The organism is Hydrogenophaga laconesensis (assembly GCF_031457235.1).
GTDB classification, from domain to species: domain Bacteria; phylum Pseudomonadota; class Gammaproteobacteria; order Burkholderiales; family Burkholderiaceae_C; genus Hydrogenophaga; species Hydrogenophaga laconesensis.
Genome location: NZ_JAVDWE010000011.1, coordinates 155,033 through 173,630 on the forward strand (window position 1 = coordinate 155,033; position 18,598 = coordinate 173,630).

At 67.8% G+C, this 18,598-nt stretch carries 18 protein-coding genes; 11 read left to right on the plus strand and 7 right to left on the minus strand.

Features of this window, described 5'->3' with window-relative positions:
* Window positions 1-99 precede the first annotated feature (99 nt).
* The 4 genes from J2X09_RS18815 to J2X09_RS18830 are packed head-to-tail and all read right to left on the minus strand — an operon-like array spanning window position 100 to window position 4,506.
* Window positions 100-1,272 (minus strand): acyl-CoA dehydrogenase family protein, encoded by a 1,173-nt coding sequence (locus J2X09_RS18815; protein WP_204734693.1) that lies wholly within the window; start codon window positions 1,270-1,272, stop codon window positions 100-102.
* Between the two features lie 44 nt (window positions 1,273-1,316).
* Window positions 1,317-2,936 (minus strand): acyl-CoA carboxylase subunit beta, encoded by a 1,620-nt coding sequence (locus tag J2X09_RS18820; protein ID WP_204734694.1) that lies wholly within the window; start codon window positions 2,934-2,936, stop codon window positions 1,317-1,319.
* On the minus strand, window positions 2,933-3,823 hold the full coding sequence (locus J2X09_RS18825; protein WP_204734695.1) for an SDR family oxidoreductase: 891 nt from the start codon (window positions 3,821-3,823) through the stop codon (window positions 2,933-2,935). The genes J2X09_RS18820 and J2X09_RS18825 overlap by 4 nt, the downstream gene beginning before the upstream one ends.
* Entirely contained in the window at window positions 3,820-4,506 is a 687-nt protein-coding gene (locus tag J2X09_RS18830) for a TetR/AcrR family transcriptional regulator (protein WP_204734696.1), read from the minus strand. The genes J2X09_RS18825 and J2X09_RS18830 overlap by 4 nt, the downstream gene beginning before the upstream one ends.
* 214 nt (window positions 4,507-4,720) lie before the next feature.
* Between J2X09_RS18830 and J2X09_RS18835 the strand changes: the two genes are divergently transcribed.
* Entirely contained in the window at window positions 4,721-6,739 is a 2,019-nt protein-coding gene (locus J2X09_RS18835; protein ID WP_204734697.1) for a flavin-containing monooxygenase, read from the plus strand.
* Window positions 6,740-6,750: 11 nt separating this feature from the next.
* Here J2X09_RS18835 and J2X09_RS18840 read toward each other — a convergent pair whose 3' ends face one another.
* Window positions 6,751-7,194, minus strand: coding sequence for a MarR family winged helix-turn-helix transcriptional regulator (locus J2X09_RS18840; protein ID WP_204734698.1), 444 nt, complete (start codon window positions 7,192-7,194; stop codon window positions 6,751-6,753).
* Between the two features lie 103 nt (window positions 7,195-7,297).
* Here J2X09_RS18840 and J2X09_RS18845 point away from each other — a divergent pair, with 103 nt between their 5' ends.
* From J2X09_RS18845 to J2X09_RS18880, 8 genes are read left to right on the plus strand one after another with little or no spacing between them, the layout of a single operon-like run.
* The gene (locus J2X09_RS18845; protein ID WP_204734699.1) at window positions 7,298-8,065 is read left to right on the plus strand and encodes an alpha/beta fold hydrolase; all 768 of its coding nucleotides are present in this window, start codon (window positions 7,298-7,300) and stop codon (window positions 8,063-8,065) included.
* Window positions 8,066-8,088: 23 nt separating this feature from the next.
* Window positions 8,089-8,973 (plus strand): branched-chain amino acid ABC transporter permease, encoded by an 885-nt coding sequence (locus J2X09_RS18850; protein ID WP_204734700.1) that lies wholly within the window; start codon window positions 8,089-8,091, stop codon window positions 8,971-8,973.
* Window positions 8,970-9,797 (plus strand): branched-chain amino acid ABC transporter permease, encoded by an 828-nt coding sequence (locus tag J2X09_RS18855; protein WP_204734701.1) that lies wholly within the window; start codon window positions 8,970-8,972, stop codon window positions 9,795-9,797. The genes J2X09_RS18850 and J2X09_RS18855 overlap by 4 nt, the downstream gene beginning before the upstream one ends.
* Entirely contained in the window at window positions 9,794-10,585 is a 792-nt protein-coding gene (locus J2X09_RS18860; protein ID WP_204734739.1) for an ABC transporter ATP-binding protein, read from the plus strand. Before J2X09_RS18855 ends, J2X09_RS18860 begins: the two co-directional genes overlap by 4 nt.
* Window positions 10,582-11,316, plus strand: coding sequence for an ABC transporter ATP-binding protein (locus tag J2X09_RS18865; RefSeq protein ID WP_204734702.1), 735 nt, complete (start codon window positions 10,582-10,584; stop codon window positions 11,314-11,316). Before J2X09_RS18860 ends, J2X09_RS18865 begins: the two co-directional genes overlap by 4 nt.
* A complete protein-coding gene (locus J2X09_RS18870) occupies window positions 11,300-12,136 on the plus strand; it encodes an SDR family NAD(P)-dependent oxidoreductase (RefSeq protein WP_204734703.1) in 837 nt (278 codons plus the stop codon). The genes J2X09_RS18865 and J2X09_RS18870 overlap by 17 nt, the downstream gene beginning before the upstream one ends.
* A complete protein-coding gene (locus J2X09_RS18875; protein WP_204734704.1) occupies window positions 12,130-12,978 on the plus strand; it encodes an SDR family oxidoreductase in 849 nt (282 codons plus the stop codon). Before J2X09_RS18870 ends, J2X09_RS18875 begins: the two co-directional genes overlap by 7 nt.
* 40 nt (window positions 12,979-13,018) lie before the next feature.
* Window positions 13,019-14,230, plus strand: a complete 1,212-nt coding sequence (locus J2X09_RS18880; RefSeq protein ID WP_204734705.1) for an ABC transporter substrate-binding protein — start codon at window positions 13,019-13,021, stop codon at window positions 14,228-14,230.
* A 78-nt stretch (window positions 14,231-14,308) separates the two neighbouring features.
* On the opposite strand, the gene J2X09_RS18885 is transcribed toward J2X09_RS18880, so the two are convergent.
* A complete protein-coding gene (locus tag J2X09_RS18885) occupies window positions 14,309-15,232 on the minus strand; it encodes a LysR family transcriptional regulator (protein WP_204734706.1) in 924 nt (307 codons plus the stop codon).
* Window positions 15,233-15,341: 109 nt separating this feature from the next.
* Between J2X09_RS18885 and J2X09_RS18890 the strand changes: the two genes are divergently transcribed.
* Together J2X09_RS18890 and J2X09_RS18895 are read left to right on the plus strand one after the other, a co-directional pair.
* Window positions 15,342-16,358, plus strand: coding sequence for an aromatic ring-hydroxylating dioxygenase subunit alpha (locus J2X09_RS18890; RefSeq protein WP_204734707.1), 1,017 nt, complete (start codon window positions 15,342-15,344; stop codon window positions 16,356-16,358).
* Between the two features lie 31 nt (window positions 16,359-16,389).
* On the plus strand, window positions 16,390-17,439 hold the full coding sequence (locus tag J2X09_RS18895) for an ABC transporter substrate-binding protein (protein WP_204734708.1): 1,050 nt from the start codon (window positions 16,390-16,392) through the stop codon (window positions 17,437-17,439).
* Here J2X09_RS18895 and J2X09_RS18900 read toward each other — a convergent pair.
* A complete protein-coding gene (locus J2X09_RS18900) occupies window positions 17,404-18,573 on the minus strand; it encodes a glycosyltransferase (protein ID WP_204734709.1) in 1,170 nt (389 codons plus the stop codon). The genes J2X09_RS18895 and J2X09_RS18900 overlap by 36 nt on opposite strands.
* Window positions 18,574-18,598: the final 25 nt, after the last annotated feature.

Here is an 18,598-nt window from a genome sequence, read left to right on the forward strand (position 1 = left end):
CCACCCAATGACCGTCCAGGGTCGACGACGATCCGGCTTCGCCGATCGAAGTCGACGTCCCCTCCTGGGGGGAAGCCGCGCAGCGGCGCAGGGGGGATTTCATCTTGCGGGCCTTTTGGCGATGCCCATGATCTTGGAGAGGATGCCGAGCATCACCTCGTCCGCACCACCGCCGATGGAGGCCAGCCGGCCGTCGCGGTACATGCGCGAGACCTTGTTCTCCCAGGTGAATCCCATGCCGCCCCAGAACTGCAGGCAGGTGTCGGGCACCACGCGGTTGAGCCGGCCGGCCTTGAGCTTGGCCATGGTCGCCCATTCGGTCACGTCCTCCCCCGCCACGTAGTGCTCGCAGGCCATGTAGGTGAGCGCGCGCAGGCTCTCCACCTCGGTCTTGAGTTCGGCCAGCTTGAACTGCACCCACTGCTGGTCGGCCAGGGCCGCACCGAACAGCTTGCGTTCCTGTGCCCACTCCACCGTCCACTCGATGCAGTTGGACAGGCTCTGCAGCGTGCTCGCGGCGCACCACAGGCGCTCTTCCTGGAACTGCTGCATCTGGTAGATGAAGCCCGCACCTTCCTGGCCGATCAGGTAGCGCTGCGGCACGCGCACCTCGTCGAAGTACAGCAGGCCGGTGTCGCTGCTGTTCATGCCGATCTTGCGGATCTTCTTGCCCACCTCGAAGCCCTTGACGGTCTTGCCGTTCTCGCGCAGCGGCACCATCACCAGGCTCTTGTTCTTGTGCGCCGGGCAGTCGCTGGTGTTTACCAGCATGCACATCCAGTCGGCCTGCAGGCTGTTGGTGATCCACATCTTCTGGCCGCTGATCACGTAGTCGCCACCGTCCTTGCGCGCCACGGTCTTGATGGCGGACACGTCGCTGCCGGCGCCGGGCTCGCTCACGCCGATCGAGCCCACCAGCCGGCCCGCGATCGAGGGCGCCAGAAACTCGGCCTTGAGCTCCTCGCTGCCGAAGCGCGCCAGCGCGGGCGTGGCCATGTCGGTCTGCACGCCGATGGCCATGGGCACGCCGCCGCAGTGGATGTGGCCCAGCGTCTCGGCCATGGCCATGCTGTACGAATAGTCCAGCCCCGCGCCACCGTGGGCCTCGGGTTTGGTCAGGCCCAGCAGGCCCAGGTCGCCCAGGCCTTTGAAGATCTCATGCAGCGGCATCATCTCGGCCTCTTCCCACTCGTCCACGCGCGGGTTGATGTGGTCGTCGATGAAGCGCTTGAGCGTCTTCTGGATCTCGCGGTGTTCATGTGTCAGTTGCATGGCTTGTCTCCGTTGTTGTCTGTCTGTGTGAAGGAAGGCGGCGGCTACATGCGCGCCACGCCGAACTGCATGCGCCGGGGTTCGCGCGCGGCGGCCTCGGCGCAGGTGTCGAGGCAGAACGCGAGCACGGCGCGCGTGTCGCGCGGGTCGATCACGCCGTCGTCGAGCACGAGGCCGCTGGTGTGGAACGCGTCGGCCTGGCTTTCGAACACGTTCACGATCTGGTCGAACTGCGCCTGCATCTGCGCCGGGTCGGGCGTGATGCCTTTGCGGGCCATGCCGGCCTCGGCCACGATCTGCATGGTGCGCGCGGCCTGCTCGCCGCCCATCACCGCGGTTTTCGCCTGCGGCCAGCTGAACAGGAAGCGCGGCGCGTAGCCGCGCCCGCACATGCCGTAGTTGCCCGCGCCGAACGAGGCGCCGCATTGAATGGTGATCTGCGGCACGGTGGCGTTCGTCACCGCCTGGATCATCTTGCTGCCGTGCTTGATCATCCCGCCCTGCTCGCTGTCCTTGCCCACCATGTAGCCGGTGGTGTTCTGCAGGTAGACGATGGGGTGGCCCAGCTGGCACATCCACTGGATGAAGTGCGTGGCCTTGTTGGCGCCGGCCACGTCGATCGGGCCGTTGTTGCTGATCAGGCCGACCGCGTGGCCACCGATGCGCGCCTGCACGCACAGCGTGGCCGCGCCGTACAGCGGCTTGAACTCGAGCAGCTCGGAGCCATCGACGATGCGCGCCATCACCTCGCGCATGTCCACCGGTTCGCGGTGGTGCGCGGGCATGAGGGCCAGCAGTTCATCTCGAGCGAACACGGGCTCTGACACGGTCGCGCGCGATGCGGTTGATGGCTGCCAGCCGGTGCGCTGCAGCAGCTCGCGCGCCAGGCCCAGCGCCTGCCGGTCGTCTTCCGCGAGGTACTCGCCCAAGCCGGAGACGCCGGTGTGCATCTCGGCGCCGCCCAGTTCTTCTTCCGTCGCCACCTCGCCCGTGGCCGCCAGCAGCAGCGGTGGCCCGGCCAGGAAGGCGCGCGAGCGGCCGCGCACCATGACCACGATGTCCGACAGGCCCGGCATGTAGGCGCCGCCCGCCGTGCCCGAACCGTGTTGCACAGTGATCACCGGCAGGCCGGCTGCCGAGAGGCGCGCGAGGTTGCGGAACAGCGAGCCGCCGAGCACGAAGCCTTCCACCTTGTATTTGGTGAGGTTCGCGCCTGCGCTCTCCACGAGGTGCACGAAGGGCAGCCGGTTCTCCAGCGCGATCTCCTGCACGCGCAGGATCTTCTCCAGCCCGCGCGCCTGGATGGCGCCGGCGTCGATGCCCGAATCGCTGGCCACCACCATGCAGCGCACGCCGCCGATGAAGCCCATGCCCGCGAGCATGCCGCCACCGGGCACGGATTTCTCAGGGTCCTTCGTGTCCTGCAGGAAACCGGCCAGCGAGCACAGCGGCACATACGGCGCGCCGGGGTCGAGCAGCAGCGCCACGCGCTCGCGCGGCAGCAGCTGGCCACGCTTCTCGAACACGGGCTTCGATTTCGCGGAGGCCGTTGCGGCGCGCTCTTCCAATGCCCGCAGCTGCGCGATGCGTGCCAGCATGGCCTCGCGCCGTTGCAGGGCCTGCGCGCCCTGGGGGTTGAAGGACGATTCGAAATTCAGGCTCATGACTGGAACACCTTGGGCATCACGTAGCGGTGGAAGCCATCGAAGGGTTTGACGGCATCGCGCGCCTGCGCCTCGGCGGGCGCGGCCACCTGACCCCAGCCCATGCGCACCTGCGGGCGCGCGCCGTCCACGCGCAGCACGCTGCCGCTGATGAAGCTGGCCGCGGGCGACAGCAGGAAGACGATGGCGGCAGAGGTTTCGGCCTCGTTGCCGAAGCGCCCGGCCGGCACCGTGTCGCGCATCTCACGCAGCATCGGGCCGGCCTCGGGCGGGTAGTGGTCCATGCCGTGGGAGGCGATGTAGCCCGGCGCCACGGCGTTCACCCGCACGCCGCTGCGCGCCCATTCCAGCGCCGCGGTCTCGGTGAAGTTCACCATGCCCGCGCGCGCCGCGCCGCTGTGGCCCATGCCGGGCATGGAGCCCCACATGTCGGCCACGATGTTGACGATGGCACCGCCGTGCGCCTGCATGCTCTGCACGTAGCACTCGCGCGCGAACAGGAAGCCGCCCGTGAGGTTGGTGTCGATCACCGCCTGCCAGCCCTTCGCACTGATGTGCTCCAGCGGCGTGATGTACTGGCCGCCCGCGTTGTTCACCAGCGCGTCGATGCGGCCGTGCGCGCCGACGATGGCGGTGACCACGGTGCGCACCGCGTCTTCCTGCCGGATGTCGCACGAATGGAAGCTGGCGCGCCCGCCATCGCTCACGATCTCGCCGGCCACATCCTGCAGCTTGGCGAGGTTGCGGCCGATCAGCACCACGTGCGCGCCCAGGCTGGCCAGCTCGTGCGCGGTGCAGCGACCGATGCCCGAGCCGCCGCCTGTGACCACGGCCACGCGGCCCGTGAAGAGGTTCGGCGCGAAGGCCGAGCGGTAATGCGCTGTCATCGGGGTTCCCTCAGGAAGAGTTGCAGGGCGGATTCGGTGAGCTCGTCGAGCGAGGCGCGCGAGCGCGCCCGCGCGCTGCGCCCGGAAGGTGGCACATACCACTGCGCCGACCAGTTGAGCGCGCCGAAGATCATGAGCCGCGCCAGCACCGGGTCCGCGCCGAGCTGGCCTTGCGCGTGCAGGGCCTCCAGCTCGGGCACCCAGTCGGCCTCGTAGCGGTCCTTGAGCTGGTTCACCTCGACGCGCTGCGCGGCGTTGACCGAGCGCCATTCGTAGAGCATCACGGGGATGAAGTCGCTGTCGGGGCCGAGCAGCACGTCGAAGTGGTTGCGCACCAGCGCCCGCAGGCGCTCGCGCGGCGCGGCGCCGGCGGGCAGTTGCGCCAGCGCGGCCTGCTGGCGCTGCAGCGCGCCCTGCATGCCTTCGAGCATCACCGCGCCGAGGAGCGCTTCCTTGCTTTCGAAGTGATAGAAGGGCGATCCCGAGCGCATGCCCACGGCGGCCGCGATGTCGCGCGTGCTGGTGGCGGCGAAGCCCTGCTGGCGGAACAGGCGCGCAGCGCCCGCCACCAGTTCGCGGCGGCGGTTACCGTCGTCGCGCTCGTCGGCGGTCTTGCGCGGGCGGCCGCGCGGGCGGCGCGGCACCTCGGCGGGGGAAGACGTGTCGGGATCGGCCAGGCTCATGCGCGGCACGATAGCAGCAGGCCTTAATTTCAGCAAGCATGTGCTTGGTGAAAATCACTCGCAAGGGTATTCCCTAGCTTTCGAGCACCGGGCGACACGGCTAAAGTTTGACCATATCTTGCGTACACACAAATTATGTGTACTCAAGAGTAACGCGGTGGCCAGGCCTCGCCAAGCCACCGGAACGCTCTGACCGGACCCAGGAAATCCATTGATGAACCACGCCGTCCCGACCCACGATGCCCCCGGCATCGACGACATGAAAAGCTTCGACCACGTGGCGAAGATCGTGGCCTCCGACGAGGACATTCGCCGGGCGGTGGACGAGGCCGACATGCCGTCGCTGCTGGCCGCCCTGGCCATGCTGACGCAGGATTTCGAGTTGATCGGTGACGACCTGAAGCCGCCCACCCCGGCCATGACGTCCACCATCTCGCCCCAGGGCGGCATGGGCCCCGAGGCCCTGGCCCGCGCACGCGAACTGGCCACGCGCAAGATCATCGAATACCGCGATGCCGGCAGCCCCACCCCGGCGGACCCGTCCAGCGAGGTGCTCGACCGCGTGGTGCGCTTCGTGATCAAGCCCGACCAGGACAGCTGCCTGCCGCTGCTGCGCCACGAGCTCAACATTCCGCACGACGTGGGCGCACCCGGCTGGACGCTGGACGCCGTCGCGCCGGGCGCAGAGTTCAAGGTCGCCGTCATCGGCGCGGGCGTTTCTGGCCTGGCGGCCGCCTACCGGCTGCAGCAGGCCGGGCTGGACTACACCGTGTTCGAGAAGAACACCGAGGTCGGCGGGGTCTGGTGGGAGAACACCTACCCCGGCTGCCGGCTCGACACGCCGAACTACGCCTACAGCCTGTCCTTCGCGCAGAAGCAGGACTGGCCCCAGCAGTTCTCCCGCCAGCCCGAGATCCAGAAGTACCTGGCCAGCGTGTCGGCCCGTGGCCAGCTGCGCCCGCGCATCCGGTTCGAGACCGAGGTCATCTCGATGGTGTTCGACGAGCCCAGCGCGCTGTGGGTGCTGACGGTGCGCACCGCAGAGGGCCGCATCGACGTGGCCCGCTTCAACGCCGTGATCACGGCGGTGGGCATCCTGAACCGCCCGAGCATTCCGGACTTCAAGGGCCTGGACAGCTTCAAGGGCCAGGTCGTGCATTCGGCCGCGTGGCCCAAGGGCCTGGATCTCGCCGGCAAGCGCGTGGCCCTCATCGGCACCGGCGCCAGCGCATTCCAGATCGGCCCGGCGGTGGTGGGCGAGGTGAAGAGCCTCACGGTGTTCCAGCGCAACCCGCCGTGGATGCTGCCCACGCCGAACTACCACGACGACATCAAGCCCGGGATGATGTGGCTGCTCAGGCACATCCCCTATTACGGACGCTGGTTCCGCTTCTGGCAGTTCTGGGTCGCGGTCGAGGGCCGCCTGCCGCTGGTGGAAGCCGAGCCCGACTGGGACCACCCGGTGTCGGTGGGCCGCGCCAACGAACAGCTGCGCCAGGAATGCGTGGCCGCGCTGGAACGCCAGTTCGCACACCGCCCCGACCTGCTGGCCAAGATGACGCCGAACTACCCACCCGGTGGCAAGCGCATGCTGCGCGACAACGGCGTGTGGGGCGCCATGCTGCAGCAGCCGCACGTGAAGCTGGTGAGCGATGGCATCTCGCACCTCACGGCCGACGGCATCACCTCGCAGGACGGCGAATCGCACCCAGTGGATGTGATCGTCTGTGCCACCGGCTTCAAGTCGTCCGATTTCCTCCACCCGATCCGCATCGTGGGCCGTGCCGGCCGCGACCTGCACGCCTGGTGGCAAGGCGATTGCCGCGCGTACGTCGGCATCACCGTGCCTGGATTCCCGAACCTGTTCATGACGGGAGGCCCCAACACCGCCGTGGTGGTCAATGGCAGCGCGATCTTTTCATCGGAATGCCAGGTGGAATATTCCATCAAGGCAATCAAATACCTGATCGACCATCAATTGGGCGCCCTGGATTGCAAGCTGGCGCCTTTCAATGCCTACAACCAATACGTCGACGAGGGCAATCTGACCAAAGCCTGGGGTGTCGCACGAACCAGCAGTTGGTACAAGAACGCGGCCGGCCGCGCATCGCAGACGTGGCCATTCGGATTGCTCGATTACTGGACGCTGACCTCGGAAGTCAAATTCGACGATTACGAAAAATTGCCCACCAACCGCCAATCCAGCGAGGTCAGGACATCATGTCCCGCATGAAATCAGATGATTCAATCGACATCCGTCCGATTGACCAACCGGAGCATCAATTCCATGAATTGGGATTGCTCCTGGGCGTTCAACGGGTCGAGCAGCCAATGCTGCATCTCCATGACCACCGGGGTGGCCCGCACCAGCAGGTCACGGCCTTCGTCGGTCAGGAACAGCACACGCAGGCGGCGGTCGGTGGCCGAGGCCTCGCGCTTGATCAGACCCCGCGCCTCCAGCCGGTAGATCACGCCGGCCACGGTCGAGGTGTCCAGTGCGATGTCGCGCGACAGCGCGCTCTGGTCCACCCCCGGCTTGCGTTCGATGGCGTCCAGCGCTGCCCACTGCAGGGGCGTCAGCCCGAAAGGTTCGGACTCCAGGCTGAACTTGGCCACGGCGATCTGGTGAAGGCGGCGAAACAGGTGACCGGGGATCTGCTGAAGGCTGTTCTGCGGGGAATTGGACATTGCGAAAGAAGAAGACAGATCGTTGCGTGAAGGGTGAGAGCGCCCCATTCTAGACCGGGCGATTCGCACGACACAAGCACAAAGACCGATGGAGACGAATTCAATGTTTTCGCAAAGCTGGCCCGAGGTGAATCATTGCCGCACGCGATTGAGGCGCGCGGGCAAAGGGGCTTCCCTGCTTTATCTGCACGGCGCCAATGGCGTGCCGCACGTGCCCGCATTTCTTGAAAAATTCACCGCAGATTGGGATGTCCTGGTGCCCGAACATCCAGGTTTCGGTGAATCGGACGACCCCGATTGGCTCGAATGCATGGACGATCTGGCCTATTTCTATCTCGATTGGCTGGACCAGCTCGGGATCGAACGGCTGCACGCCGTCGGCAGCTCGCTGGGGGGCTGGCTGACCATGGAACTGGCGATTCGCCAGCCACAACGGTTCGCCTCGCTCACCCTCATCGGCAGCGCCGGCCTGGCACCGCCACCGCCCGGGGCCGAACACAACCTGTTCCGCTGGACGCCCGCGCAACTCGTGCGCAACACCTTTCACGACGAGGCCTTCGTGCAGGCCGCGCTGGCCACGCCCCCTGATGCCGAAACCGCCGCGAAGAACCGCCACACCATCGCGCGCCTGGGCTGGCACCCCCGCCTGCACCACCCCATGCTGCACAAGCGCCTGCACCGGCTGACCATGCCCGTGTTCCTGGCCTGGGGCGAGGAAGACCGTGTGCTGCCGGTCACCCAGGTGCCCGAATTCCAGCGCCTGCTGCCCCACGCCGAAACGCGCACCTACCCAGCCTGCGGTCACCTTCCGCAGGTCGAGCAGCAGGCGGCGTTCACGCAAGACCTCCTGCGGTTCCTCCGCTCCGTCTGATTCACAAGGAAAGCGCCACAACCATGCTTGCTGGACAAATCATCAACGGCATCGTCAGCGGTGCCATGTACGCGCTGGTGGCGATCGGCTTCTCGCTGGTCATCGGCGTGCTCGACAAGCTCAACTTCGCACACCCCGAGGTCTTCATGTTCGGCGGCTTCGTGGCGCTGGTCTCGATCACCGTCATGCCACTGCCGCTGGCGTTCCTGGTGGTGTTCCTGGTGGGCGGCGCCATGGGCCTGCTCACCGAGTTCATCGCCTTCCGCCGCTTCGGCAGCGCAGACGCCAAGATCACCGCCGCGCTGGCCTCGATGGCGCTGGGGCTGATCGTCACCGACCTGGTGCACAAGTGGTGGGGGACCGAGCCCATGCCGGTCACGTTGCCACCGGGCTGGCTGCAGAACAGCCAGCAGATCCTCGGCGTGTCGGTGCTGAACCTGCAGTTCGTCATCCTGGGCGTCACGTTCACGCTGATGGCCTTGCTGCATCTGGTGCTGCAGCGCACGGCCATGGGCCGCCAGATCCGCGCGCTCGCCGAATCGAGCACCTCGGCCTCGCTGCTGGGCATCAACGTCAAGCGCGTGACGCAGTCGGTGTTCTTCATCTCGTCGGCGCTCGCCGCCGTGGGCGGCCTGCTGCTCGCGCTGCGCGGCGGCGCCGCCAGTTCCGACATCGGCCTCACCTTCGGCCTCAAGGCGCTGGCCATCATGGCCATCGGCGGGCTGGGCGACTTGCGCGGCGCGGTGATCGGCGGCCTGCTCATCGGCGTGCTCGAAGCGCTGATGTTCCTGTTCGGCCTGGGCCGCCTGGTCGAGATGACGGTGTGGGTCACGATGATCGCGGTCCTCATGTTCCGGCCCGGTGGTCTGTTCAGCGGCGGCATGCACAACCAGGAGCAGCGCGTATGACCCTCGACCACCTGTTCTTCACCGGGCTCAACGTGCTGCTGGCCTGGAGCGTCTACGTCGCGCTGCTCACCGGCAGCCTGTCGTTCGCGCAGGGCGCCTTCATGGCCATGGGCTGCTATGGCGCGGGCGTGCTCACCGTCAAGTTCGGCCTGCCGCTGCTGCCCGCCACGCTGCTGGCCGCCGTGGGCGCCGCGGTCATTGCCGCGGTGATCGGCTACCCCGCGCTTCGCCTGCGGGGCATCTACCTCATCCTCGTCACCCTGGGCATGACCTTCTGTGTGCGCGTGCTGCTGGAGAACGTCGACTACGTGGGCGGCGTGTCGGGCTTTGGTGGCATGGTGGGCGCCGACCTGCAGGCCGTGCTCATGGCCGTGGTGATCGTGGGCGCCCTGCTGTTCTGGCTCTCGCGCAGCCCGCTGCAGCGGATCTTCGACGCGGTGCGCGAGGACGACCGCGTGGCGGCCGCCATGGGCATTCGCGTCACGCAGATTCGCCTGCTCGGGTTCGCGGCGGGTGCGGCCATCGCCGCGGTGGCCGGCTCGCTGTACGGCCACTACATGAATTTCGTGCGGCCCGAGAACTTCGACGTGCTGCTCTCGGTGTACGTGGTGCTGTACGTGGTGCTGGGCGGCGTCAACAACCTGTGGGGCCCGCTGCTGGGCGCCACCGTGATGACGCTGCTGCCCGAGTACTTCCGCGTGCTGGCCGACTGGCGCCCCACCGTGTTCGGCCTGGCCATCCTGATCCTGCTGCTGTTCCGACCCGAAGGCCTGCTGTCCTTCCGCACGCGCACCAGCCGCGCGAAGAAAGCGACCGCCCCATGAACGCTCCCCAAGTGAACACCTCCCAACCGGTGCTGGCCGTGCGCGGCCTGAGCAAGCACTTCGGCGGCGTGAAGGCGCTCGACGGCATCGACCTGCATGTCACGCGCGGCGAACTGCTCGGCGTCATCGGCCCCAACGGCGCGGGCAAGACCGCGCTCATCAACACCATCACCGGTTTCTACCGCGCCACGGCGGGGCAGATCGAGCTCGAAGGGCGCGAGATCAGCCACCTGCCGATGCACGAGATCGGCCGCCTCGGCATCGGCCGCACGTTCCAGAACATCCGCCTGTTCAAACGCATGACCGTGCTGGAGAACGTGCTGGTGGCCTTCAAGGCCTTCAGCGGTTCGCCGTTGCGTTCGTTCTTTCGCGCCGGCACGCCCAAGGCCGACATCGCCGCCGCGATGCACTGGCTCGAACAGCTGCAGCTGGCCGACCGCGCCGACGCCCTCGCCGCCTCGCTCGCCTACGGCGATGCGCGCCGCCTCGAGATCGCCCGTGCCCTGGCCGGTGGCCCGCGCCTGCTGCTGCTGGACGAGCCCGCCGCCGGCATGAACGAGGCCGAGACGGCACAGCTCACGCGAGACATCCAGAAAATCCGCGGCCACGTGTCCTCGATCCTGCTGATCGAGCACGACATGGGCCTGATCCGCGCGCTGTCGGACCGCATCGTCGCCATGGACTACGGCAAGAAGATCGCCGAAGGCAGCGCGCACGCGGTGCTGGAGCACCCCGAGGTGCTGCGCGCCTACCTGGGTTCGGAAGAAGAAGAGGAGGTCCGCGCATGAGCCGTGTTCTGCTGTCCGTCGACAACCTGCACGCCAGTTACGGCCCCATCCGCGCGTTGCGCGGTGTGAGCTTCGAGGTGCGCGAGGGGGAGACCGTGTCCGTCATCGGCGCCAATGGGGCGGGCAAGACCAGCCTGATGCGCGCCATCTCGGGGTTGCTGCCGCTGAGCGAGGGCAAGGCCAGCTTCCTGGGCAAGGACATCCGCACCAGCGCACCGCACCAGCTCGCGCGCATGGGCATGCTGCACGTGCCAGAAGGGCGCGGCACCCTGCAGACCATGCTGGTGGAGGAGAACCTGCGCCTGGCCTGGGAGATCCGCCCCACCGACCGCCCTTTCGCTGACGCCGTGGCCGAGGTGTATTCGCGCTTCCCCCGCCTGCAGGAGCGCAGCACACAGCTCGCGGGCAACCTCTCGGGCGGCGAACAGCAGATGCTGGCGGTGGCGCGCGCCATCATCAACCGCCCGCAGCTGCTGCTGCTCGACGAACCATCCATGGGCCTGTCGCCGCGCTTCACCTCCGAGGTGTTCCGTGCGCTGCGCGAACTGCGCGACGCGGGCGTCTCGATCCTGCTGGTGGAACAGAACGTGAGCCGCGCGCTGGGCCTGGCGCACCGGGCCATGGTGCTCACCCATGGCGAGTTCACGCTCGAAGGCCCGGCCGCCGACCTCGCGCACGACCCGCGCGTGATGGCGAGCTACATGGGACATGCCGATGCCGACGCCCGCTGACAGCACCGGATCGCCGTTTAACCTGGAGGGCCAGCGCTGCGTGGTCACCGGCGCGGCCAGTGGCATCGGCCGCGCCGTGGCCACCGCCCTGCTGGACCACGGCGCCGAGGTGCTGCTGGTGGACCGCGACGCCACCGCGCTGGCCGCCGTGCTGGACACCGCCCCGCCCGCGCAACGGCAGCGCGCGCACAGCGGGGCCTGCGACATCACCGACGCGGCGCGCTTCCAGCGCCTAGTGGACGGCTTCGGCGCACTGGACGCGTTGTTCGCCAACGCCGGCGTGAGCGGCGGCCCGGGCTTCGGCACCGAGGCGGGCCGCGACAGCGGCACGCTGGCCGCACAGCAGATGGACTACTGGCGCCGCGTGATGGACATCAACCTGCTCGGCACCGCGACTTGCCTCCAGGCCGTGCTGCCCGCGCTGAAGCAGCACCCGCAACGCCAGGGCCGCATCGTGGTCACCGCCTCCGTGGCCGGCCTGCAGGCCGAGCCCTTCGTGTCCTACGCGTACGCGCTCACCAAGGCCGCGGTGGTGCAGCTGGTGCAGCAGACCGCGCTCGAGCTCGCGCCGCACGGCATCACCGTCAACGCCATCGCCCCCGGTTTCATCAAGACCGGCATCGCCAATGGCCGCCTGCACGACGACGACGTGGCCCGGGGCCTGGTGCCCCGCATCCCGCTCGGCCGCCTGGGCGATGCGGCGGACCTCGGAGGCCTGGCCGTGTTTCTCGCGTCGCGCGCCAGCGCGTACATCACCGGCGCCGTCATCCCCGTGGACGGCGGCTACCTCTTGAACCAGAAGGAACCCTACCCGTGCTGAAAGACCAACTCCAGGGCAAGAACGCCATCGTCACCGGTGCGGCCTCCGGCATCGGCGCCGCCACCGCGCTGCGCCTGGCGCAGCTGGGCATGCATGTCGTGCTGGCCGACATCAAGCCCGGACCGCTGAATTCGTATGCCGCGCAGCTCAAGGCGCAGGGTCTGAGCGTGGAGGCCATCGCCACCGACGTGTCCGACGAGGCCTCCATCGTGGCCATGGCAGATTTCGCCGAAGAGCGCTTTGGCCCCATCCACCTGGCCTTCAACAACGCCGGCATCGCCATGCACGGCACGCCCATGCACCAGATGCCGATGCAGGACTGGCAGTGGGTGATCGACGTCAACATCCGCAGCATCGCCTACAGCATCCACCACCTGCTGCCGCGCATGCTGCGCCACGGCCAGCCAGGGCACTTCATCAACACCGCGTCCATCGGTGGCCTTCAGGTGAATCCAGCGTGGCTCACCGGCGCGTACTCCATGACCAAGTACGCCGTGGTCGCGATGAGCGAAGGCCTGGCGCAGGAGAACAAGGACAGCGCCATCCGCGTGCTGGTGCTGTGCCCCTCCGCCGTGGCCACCGGCCTGGGCGACAGCGGCAGCCGTCCCCAGCGTTTCGGCGGTGCCACCGAACGGCCCGAGCAGGCCTTCCTCGCAGAAGCCATCAAGCAACACGGCGCCTCGCCCGATCTGGTCGCCCAGCGCATCCTGCAGGCCATGGAGGACCCCGAGGAGTTCTTCATCTTCACCGACAGCAGCGCACGACCCGTCATCGAGGCGCGCCACCAGCGCATCCAGCAGGCCTTCGACCGCACCGAAGCCTTTCTCCAGCAAGTCCGTTGATCACCCCCCGTTCGCCCATCACAAACAGGAGACCTTCACCATGCAACGCAGCCCCTCCACGCCCCGCCGCGCCATCGTGCTCGCGGCAGCCGCCACCGTGCTCGGCCTCAGCGCCGTGCCCGCCCATGCCCAGGCCACGAAGCCGCCCATCAAGGTCGGCCTCATCACGCCGCTCACCGGCCCGCTCGGCAGCTACGGCAAGTCGCAGGAAATGATGATCAAGCTCGCCGTGGAAGACGTGAACGCCGCCGGCGGCATCAACGGCAGCCCGCTGCAGGTCGACATCGGCGACTCGCAGACCGACCCCGGCCAGGCCGTGCTGCTCTTCCGCAAGTACTTCAACGACGGCTACTTCGGCGTGGTCGGCCCCATGACGGGCACGCAATGGGAAACCGTGAGCCCGCTGGCCAACCAGCTCAACATGCCGGCCGTGAGCGTTAACGCGGTCAAGCCCGGCATCACCATCAAGCCCTGGACGATCCGCCTGATGCCGCCGGACGACACGCTGATGCCCGAAGGCGTGAAGGCTTTCCTCGCCGCCAACCCGAAGGTCAAGAAGGTCGTCATCACCGCCGACGTGCGCGAAGCCTCCAGCAAGGCCAGCGCCGACATGTACGCCGCGCTGGCCAAGCAGCTCGGCCTGGAGGTGCTGGAGACCGTGGAGTTCTCCTCTCGCGCGACGGACATGTCCGCGATCGCCATCCAGATCAAGAGCCGCAACCCGGACGCCATCCTCGCCTCAGCCTTCCCCGCCCAGGCCATGCTGCTGGCCAAGGACCTGACGGTGCAGGGCGTGAAGGCGCCGATCCTCAACACCAGCATTCTCTGGACCGGCCCGTTCATCAACAACGTGGGCGAGAACGGCCGCAACTGGAACGTGATCGGCTTTGCCACCAACGACGCCGGGCCCGCCGGCCACCACGACGCAGCGATCTACGGCAACCTGGCCAAGCGCGCCCAGCAACGCGCCGACGCCTCCATCGGCCTGCCGTTCAACGTGGCGAACTGGCCCGTGAGCTACGACGGCATCCTGTTCCTGGTCGACGCCATGCGCCGCGCTGGCGTGGACGGTTCTACCGATCCCAAGAAGGCCCGCGAAGCCATCAAGAACCAGTTCACGAGCGCCAAGAGTTTCAATGGCGCGTTCAAGTACAGCTTCCGCGACACGGGCGATGGCCACATCCCCACCGGTGTGTTGTCGGCCGACGTGGACAAGAAGGTCTGGAAGTTCACGGCAGCGCCCGCACGCTGAGCCTTTCACCACACGACAAGGGCCTTGCTGGCGCAAGGCCCTTTTTCTTTTGCCGCCCGCGGGCAGGGTGGCCGGCGCTCAGCCGTCGATGCCGCGCGCGATCTCGGCCAGCTGTTTGCGCAGCCACTTGCTGGACGCGCTGGCGTGCTTGCGCTGGTGCCACAGCTGGTAGAACTGCATGTCGTCGAACTCCTGCGGCGCGGGCACGATGACCAGCGGCACGATCCGCGCCTGGTGTTCGGCGAAGCGGCGGCCGGTGGTGAAGACCAGGTCCGAACCGGCCAGCGCGTAGGGCACGAGGTTGTATTCGGGCACGGTGGCCGCCACGTGGCGGCGGTAGCCGATCTTCTGCATCGTGGCCATGATGGGGCCGGGCTCGCCGTCCATGCTCTGGCTGGGCGCGAGGTGGCGCGCCGCCAGGTAGCGCCCCAGGCTGATGCGCGGCTGCTTCGCCAGGGGGTGGCCGGGGCGCATGAGGCACACCACTTCCTCGCTGTAGAGCGCGCTGGTGCGCAGGTCTTCGCGCGGGTTGGGGTGGTTGCTCACGATCAGGTCGAGCGTGCCGGTGTCCAGCGCGCGCGAGGCGTCGTACAGCGGGTCGAGCATGCGGAACTTCAGCTGCAGGCGCGGGCCGGCCTCCATCACGCGGTGGATGGCCTGCGCGATGAAGTCGGGCAGCAGGCAGTCCGCACAACCCACGGTGAAGGTCTGCTCGGTGTTCGCGGCGTCGAACTTGATGTCCGACGCCAGTGAAGACACATGCGACAGGATTTCGCGCAGCGGGTAGCGCAGCAGCTCGGCGCGCTCGGTGAGGGCCATGCCGCGCCCGCTCTTGACCAGCAGCGGATCACCCAGTTCCTCGCGCAGGCGGTTGAGGATGCGGCTCACCGCCGGCTGCGACAGCCCCTCCCGTTCGGCCACGCGCGTGACGTTGAGCTCGCTGAACAGGCGGTCGAGGATGTGCAGCTGTTGGACGTTGAGGGCGAGCAGGCGGGCATGCATCGGGCGGACTATATCAATTCTGTGATGGCTGGATACCTGTGCAGGGCCTTGGCCGATAGAGGGCGCAAACCCAGAATTTCCTCACCCTTCCCACTCAGGCACACCCACGATGAAAGTTCAGGATTCGAATGTCTTCCGGCGTTTCTGGTACGTCGCCATGCCCGTCTCGCAGCTCGATGCCGGCCCCCAGCCCTTCAAGCTGTTCGACGAAGAGCTGGTGCTCTGGAAGACGCCGGACGGCCAGGTGTCGGCACTGGCCGACCGCTGCTGCCACCGCTCGGCCAGGCTGTCGCTCGGCGAGGTGGTGGAAGACCGCATCGCCTGCCCGTACCACGGCTGGGAGTTCAACGTCAGCGGCCAGTGCACGCGCATTCCACAGATGCCCGACCACACGCCGGGTTCGAGTTGCCGCGTGCGCAACTTCCAGGCCCAGGTGCGCTACGGCTTCGTCTGGGTGTGCCTGGAAAACCCGCTGGCCGACATTCCCGACCTGCCCGAGGCGGTGAACGACGAATACCGCGTGATCCAGGAGTTCCACGAGGTTTGGGACATGAGCCTGTTCCGCCTGGTCGACAACTGGTTCGACCTCGCGCACGTGGCCTTCGTGCACCGGGGCACGCAGGGCGACATCACCCGCCCCGTGCCGCCCGAGGAGAAGCTGGAAGAACTGCCTCTGGGTGTGCGCAGCTCCAACCTGGTGCGCATTGCCAACCGCTCCGAAGGCCAGGCCTACACCGGCATCAGCGAGCAGGAGACGGTTCGCGACCGCGAGGTGACCTGGTATGCACCCAACTGCCGCAAGCTGCGCATCTACTACCCCAACGGCCTGCACCACATCATCTTCACCACCGCCACGCCGCTGGCGGAGGGCCAGATCCTGTTCACGCAGATGTGCATCCGCAACGACACCGAGGCCGAGGTGCCCGCCGAGGCGGCCATCGCCTTCGACCGCCGCGTGACGATGGAGGACAAGGTCATTCTCGAGTCCACCCTGGCCGACGTGCCGGTGATGCCGGACGAGAAGCCCGAGCAAGGCATGCGCGCGGACCGCGCGCAGCTGATGGCGCGGCGCAAGCTGCGCGAGATCGTCGAGCAGCACGACGAGCGCTTCCGCCGCGCCGCCTGAGTCCCCGCACACCATCCCCACGGAGCTTTCCATGAACAACGCACTGCCTTTGACGACCCCTCGCCTGACCCGCCGCACGCTGCTCTCGGCCGCGGCCTGTTCGCTGGCCCTGCCCGCGTTCGCGCAGAACAAGCCGATGAAGCTGCGCTACCAGCTGGACTGGCGCATCGGTGCCTCCGCAACACCCTACGTGGTCGCTCTGCGCAAAGGCTACTTCCTGGAAGAGGGGCTGGACGTGTCGCTCATCGTCGGCAGCGGTTCGGCCGGCACGGTGCAGCGCCTCGTGGCCGGCAACGCCGAGATGGGCACGGGCGACGTGAGCGCGCTGGCCGAGTTCGCGGCCAACAACCCGGGCATTCCCGCCAAGGCGGTGATGCTGATCTACGAGCACACCGCCGCCTCCGCCTTCGCGCTGAAGAAGAGCGGCATCCTCACGCCGGCCGACCTCAAGGGCAAACGCCTGGCCGCGCCGGTGAGCGACACCGGGCGCAAGCTGTTCCCGCTGTTCGCCCTGGCCAACGGGCTGGACGCCGCGCAGGACGTGAGCTGGCTCTCGGTCGAACCCGCGCTGCGCGAAACCATGCTGGTGCGCGGCCAGACCGACGTGGTCACGGGCAACGTGTCGTCGGCGCTGGTGGCGCTGGGCAAGCTGGGCATTCCGCGCAGCGAGATCGTGGTGATGCGCTACGCCGAGCACGGCGTGCCGCTGTATGGCAACGCCATCCTGTCACACCCGGACTTCATCAGGCAGCACCCGCAGGCGGTGACCGGTTTCCTCAAGGGCTACCTGCGCGCGGTCAAGGAGATCAACGTGGACCGGCCGGGCGGCATTGCGGTGCTCAAGCAGCACGAGCCGCTGATCGACGAGAAGAACGAGCTCGCAGGGCTGGACATCATCATCGACCAGGAACTGGCCTCGGCCAATGCGCGCAAGAACGGCATCGGGGAGATCGATCCAGCCAAGTTCCGCAAAGGCATCGACATGCTCTCCAAGGTGACCGCGCTGGCCACCACGCCGCGCCCCGAAGACTTGATCGACATGAGCCTACTGCCCTCCAGAGCCGATCGAATGGTGTTCTGAGCGCGGCACCGCCTGCGCTTCATCGAGGATGCGCTCCAGCAGCAGCGGCACCTCGAACAACGCGCGGTTGTCCATGCGGCGCACGCGCGCCTTGTGCGCGTCCAGGTCGGCCAGCAGTGTCGCCACCGCCCCGGCAATGCCACGGAAGCTGCTGAGCACGATGCCCAGGCCGTTCTCGCGAACCCATTGCGCGTTGTAGCGCTCCTGCGGCATGGTCCATGCGTTGTTGACCACGATGACCGGCAGTCCCATCTGCACCGCCTCGCTGAGGCTGCCGGGGCCGGGCTTGCCGATGAAGAAGTCGGCCATGTGCATGTAACGCGGCACGTCGGCACAGAAACCCAGCACGCAGCGCGGAGCGCTGCGGGGCAGCGCCTCGAGCTTGGCCGCGAGTGTCTTGTTGTGGCCGCAGACCAGGATGAGTTGCGTGCTGGCCGCCAGCCGCGCGGCGATGCCGAGCATGGCCTTCGACCCATGACCGCCGAACATCACGATGCCGGTGGGGCGTGAGGGATCGAGGCCGAGCCGCCGCAGTTCACTGTCGCGGTCGGACAGCATGGGCTGGTAGAACTCGGGCCGGATGATCATGCCCGAGGTGCGATGGACCCGCCCGGCGGCATGGCCCAGCGCCCGCGCCTGCTGCGTCGCCAGCGGCGTGCCGCAGATCAGGTGCTGGCGCTGGTCGCGCTCGATCCAGAAGCGCGGCGGCACATCGGCCAGGTCGGTGAGCACGGTGGCGTAGGGCACGCCCGGCAGCGTGGCGCCCAGGCTCTCGAGCATGGCGCGGTTGAAGTTGGGCACCAATGACACCACCAGGTCGGGCTCGGACTGCAGCCAGTGGCGCTGCAGCTGGCGCAACAGGCGGGGATGCGTGAGCCGGATCACGGCTTGCAGCAGCCTGAGCTCCTGCGCCATGCCCAGCGTCCAGCCGCGCGCGAGGCGGCGGTTGTACCAGTCCTCCGGCGCGCGGCCCGTCACCTGGCGGAACCGTGCCTTCGGGTCGAGCACCTCGAACAGGTCCACCAGGCGCGCGTTCCAGGCTTCGGGCTGCTCACGCAGCGCGGCCTGCAAGGCCAGGGCCGATGCGCGGTGGCCACCGCCCGCATTGAAATAGATCAGGTCGACGGTTCGCATGGGCCGATTGGATCGGCCGTTTGTG